The organism is Streptomyces sp. NPDC054961, assembly GCF_053609145.1.
The window spans coordinates 92,905-97,295 of record NZ_JBSGWY010000003.1; the positions used below are offsets into that span (position 1 = coordinate 92,905).

Here is a 4,391-nt window from a genome sequence, read left to right on the forward strand (position 1 = left end):
TTTTAAAATCCCCCCCCCCCCGCCCCGCCGCGGGGGGGGGGGCCCCCGCCCCCCCCCCCGCCCCCCGCCCCCGCCCCCCCCCGCCCCGGCCGGGCAGCGGCCGGGGCGGCCGAACATCGGCCAGGCATCGGCCAGGCATCGGCCAGGCATCGGCCAGGCACTGTCCTGAAACCCACGGGCACCGGCCGGGAGCCGGCCGGGAGCCGGCCGGGTCCGGTCCGTCACGGACCGCCGCGGCCGGGCCCGGACCGCCTCAGCCCAGCCGCCAGTCCAGTCGGCGCCGGTAGTAGACCAGCGGATCCGCGTCCGCCACCGCGCAGCCCGCCACCTCGCCCACCAGCACCGCGTGGTCCCCGTGCGGGAACACCGCGGAGACCCGGCACCTCAGGTACACCGGGACGCCCTCCAGCCGGGGCGTCCCGTCGTCCCAGTGCCAGGCCAGGCCCGCGAACTTGTCCTCCGAGCGGCCCGCGAACACCTTCGCGAGGGCCTCGTCCCCGGAGCCCAGCAGGTGCGCCCCGAAGGACGTGCCCACCCTGGCGTCCATGGCCCGGTACGTACGCGAGCCGCACGCGAGCGCCAGCATGACGGACGGCGGGGCCACGCTGTAGGAGCTGAGGGAGGACACCAGGAGTCCGCACGGGCTGCCGTCGGCGCGCCGCCCGCTGATCACCGCCGCCCCGGACACCAGCCGGGCCATCGCCTCGGTGAACGCCGCCGCCAGCTCGTCCGCCGGGGGGGGGGGGCGGGGGGCGCGCCCCCGCCCGCCCCCCCCCCCGCCCCCGTGTCCCGCCGTACCCCGGCCCGCGCACCAGCCTGTGCGCCGGCCCGTACGTCCGGTCCTTGCTCCCGCTGCCGCAGGCTCATCCCGCGCTCCGCCTCATCCCGCGCTCCGCCTCAGACGGCGCTGTGCTCGGCGGCGCGCAGGCAGGAATCCCGCTGCTCGCCGGCGTCGGGGTCGCCGGTGGCCGCGTACACGGCGTCGAAGTCCGACGCCGCCCGGTCGAACCGGCCGGCCGCCTCGTGGACCACGGCCCGGTTGAACCGGAACTCGGGCCGGTCGGCCAGTCCCACCGCCCGGTCGAAATCAGCCGTCGCGGTCGCCAGATCGCCTTCCAGGTAGGCGAGTTCGCCCTTGACGGCCCAGGCCTCGGCCAGTCCCGGATCGCCCGCGAGCGCGGACTCGAGCGCCTCGGCCGCCTCCTTGCCGCGACCCGCCTCCGCCAGCAGCCGGCCGCGCAGGCACAGCAGGTGGGGGTGGTCGGGGGCCAGCGCCAGTCCGGCGTCCACGTCCGCCAGCGCCGCGTCGGCCTCGCCCGCGTCGGCGAACAGGCCGGCCCGGCCCAAAAGCGCTTCCTGGTGGCCCGGTTCGAGCTCGAGGGTACGGCTGAAGTCAGCCAACGCGCCTTCGACGTCACCGAGTTCGAGCCGGGCGTCACCGCGGTTGTAGTAGGCCTCGGGGAACGGGGCCTCGAGCGCGAGGGCCCGCTCGTAGTCGGCGATGGCCTCCTCCGAACGCCCGAGCTTGCGCAGGATGTTGCCCCGGTTGAAGTAGTGGTCGGCGAAGTCGTCGTCGGCGTCCACGATCTCGGCGTAGTCCTCGAGGGCCGCCTCCAGGCGCCCGCTCATGCTGTTGACCTGCGCCCGGTTGTACCGCAGTCCGACCCGGTGCCAGGTGCGCTCGCCCAGGCCGAGCTCCCGGTCGAGCCGCTCGATCCCCTGGTCGAGCAGGCGCAGCGCCTCGTCCGGATGGCCGTCGCGGACCTCCACGAGCGCGAGCCCGTTGCGGTTGAAGACCGAGTAGAAGGAACGCTCCTTGGGATCCGGCAGCAGGTCCGACAGGGCGATGGCCGTGTTGACCCAGGCCCGCGCCTGACGCGGATCGCGCCGCTCCTCCGGGTAGTGGCGTGCGTAGAGCATGCCGATCTCGTAGGCGAGCTTCATGTGGTGCGCGGGGTTCTGGGTGGCCATCCGCGCCTCCTCCTGGAGCACGGCCGACTCGTCGGGCCGGCCGGCCGCCGCGAGGCACACCCCAGACTCCCGGATGAACACCCACCACAGCTGGGGGCGCTCGACCGGGTCCACGAACCGCCGCCCCTCGTCGCCCAGTTCGGCCGCGATGTGGTAGAAGCCCAGGTACTTGCAGCGCAGCATGGCCGCGCGCAGCGCCTCGACCCCGGCGCCGGCGGCGTCGGAGCCCCGCATCAGGTGGTAGGGGAGCGCGCCCAGCCGCAGCGAGGGCTCCGTCTCCTCGGCCGGACCGGCGAGTTCGGCGGCCCGGCGGTCGTGCAGCGCCGCGCGCTCGGTCTCGGCGAGCCGCTCGTAGGCGGCGATCAGCGCGGGGTCGTCGTCCACGCAGTCCCCGTCCACGTACGCCCGGGCCGCGTCGGGACCGGCGGTGTGCGGGGCCGGGGCGGCCGATCCCTGCGTCTTCGTCGTGTACGCGGCCAGGGCGTCCGGGAGCGAGAGGGAGGGGAAGCCGGGCGGGTCCAGCAGCCGGGCCGTCCCCGAGCACAGCACCAGGGTGAGAAGCTCGGGCGGGATCCGCCGCAGGGCGGCGGCCAGGAACTCCTGGTCGGTCACGTCGGCGTGCTGGACGTTCTCCACGACCAGGGTGCGCGGGCCCTGCCCCTCGTCGGCGAGGGCGGCGAGCAGGAAGTCCACGATGCCGTGGGCGACGCGCAGGGAGTGCAGGCGGGCCGGGTAGCGGCTCACCTCTCCGGCCGTCGACTGCTCCTCGATGTGGTGCGTGATCGGCGGCACCAGCGGGGCCAGTTCGGGCGTGCTCTCCTGGAGCTCGATGTAGTGCCGGCCGGCCAGCTCGGGCCGCCGGGCCAGCGCGCCGGGGGCCACGAGCCGCAGCAGCGCACCGGCGGCGGTGTACGGGCCGCGCAGGCGCCGGTGGGCGTCCAGGGACGCGAGCAGCGGGGGCAGGTCGAGACCGGCCCGCAGCGTTTCGCGCTCGCGGCGGTGCGGCGCGCAGATCCAGTGGTGCCCGCTCATGGGCCTGCCTTTCACAGAGGCCCGCCGGGGGTGGTCCCGTCAGGCGATGACGTGGTGGAGCCGGGCCCGTCGGCTGCGCAGGCGCTCCCGGGCGGCGAGCCAGAGGGCGAAGCCGATCTGGCCGAAGGTCAGGACGAGGAAGACGGCCGCGTCGAGCAGCTGGATCCAGGACGAGCCGTGCCCGGAGCCGAAGCGCTCCAGCGAGGCCGAGATCATGTCCAGGAAGACGGGACCGACGCCCCACAGGAACGTGCTCAGGCTGATGACGTAGCCGATGGGGAGCAGCCAGGAGTACCAGCGGGCGGCCCGCCGGTCCACGGGGTGCCACAGGGACTCGTCGGTGATCCGGCCGGTGCGCCCGAGCAGACGGTTGACCCGGTTGGCGAGCATGCGCACGGAGGTGGTGTGCAGGTCCACGCAGCCGAGCACGGTGGTGATCAGGACGTAGATGTCGGTGCGCAGGTACAGGAAGAACTGCCACATCAGCCGGATGAAGGTGGTGAAGGCCACCGCCAGGCACACGCGCGAGACCAGCCCGCTCGCGAATCCGGCCACGATGACGGCCAGGCTGATCAGGACGGCGTCGGCGACCATCCCGGCGAGGATCGGCAGATAGCGCTTGCGGCGCTCCACCCCGGCCAGACCGTCCAGCGAGGTCTCGACGACGAGGAAGTAGAACCGGTACGACATCCTCGTGCGCGAGCGGATGCCGAGACGGCGGCCGGCCAGCGCGTGGAAGATCTCGTGGATGGCGATGAGCGGGACCGCGACCACGAACAGGACGAGGGTGATCACCGCGTAGTAGTGGCTGAAGACCAGGTCGTCGGGGGTCGGCAGGAGTTCGGGCCGGCGCACCACGCAGATCACCGCCCAGAGGGCGGTCAGCGCGTACGCGGTCCACGCCGCCGGGGAGAAGACCGCCCGGCCGAGCCGCTGCCAGCGCACGGGTTCCGCCGTCGTCTCCGCCTCGCCCTCGGCCCGTACGAAGCCGAGTTCCTGCAGGGCCTCGACGACGTCCCCGACGTCGGCGCGCTCCCCGTACGTCTGCTCGTACCAGTCGGCGGCCTGCGCGGGGGTGGCGCCCTCCTGCAGCCGGCGCACCAGCGCGGCGCCGTCGGGCGGGAAGATCGCGTAGGACTCGGTGTCCCGGCGGCCGATGGTGACCTCGTCACCGTCCTCCAGGAAGACCAGGGGATGGAGCGCCAGCGGGAGGTCGTCAGCGCTGAGGTGGGCCGGCTCCGCCATGGCGGGTGCTCCGTCTCTCGTCGGCCGGGCCCGGCCCGGGGAGGGGGGGGCCCCCCCCCCGGGGGGCCCCCGAACAATAAGCGCCCGGGGGGGGTTTTGGGGGGGGGGGGGGGGGGTCGAGGGCGGAAACGGGACGGCGCCCA

At 74.7% G+C, this 4,391-nt stretch carries 3 protein-coding genes; all 3 read right to left on the minus strand.

The features are described 5' to 3' along the window. Positions 1 to 253: 253 nt before the first annotated feature. Positions 254 to 700, minus strand: coding sequence for a flavin reductase family protein (locus ACWF9Z_RS04560; RefSeq protein ID WP_453597389.1), 447 nt, complete (start codon positions 698 to 700; stop codon positions 254 to 256). A gap of 197 nt (positions 701 to 897) precedes the next feature. Beyond that, on the minus strand, positions 898 to 3,003 hold the full coding sequence (locus ACWF9Z_RS04565) for a tetratricopeptide repeat protein (protein WP_453597390.1): 2,106 nt from the start codon (positions 3,001 to 3,003) through the stop codon (positions 898 to 900). A 39-nt stretch (positions 3,004 to 3,042) separates the two neighbouring features. Then, positions 3,043 to 4,248, minus strand: coding sequence for a hypothetical protein (locus tag ACWF9Z_RS04570; RefSeq protein WP_453597392.1), 1,206 nt, complete (start codon positions 4,246 to 4,248; stop codon positions 3,043 to 3,045). Between the last annotated feature and the right edge of the window lie 143 nt (positions 4,249 to 4,391).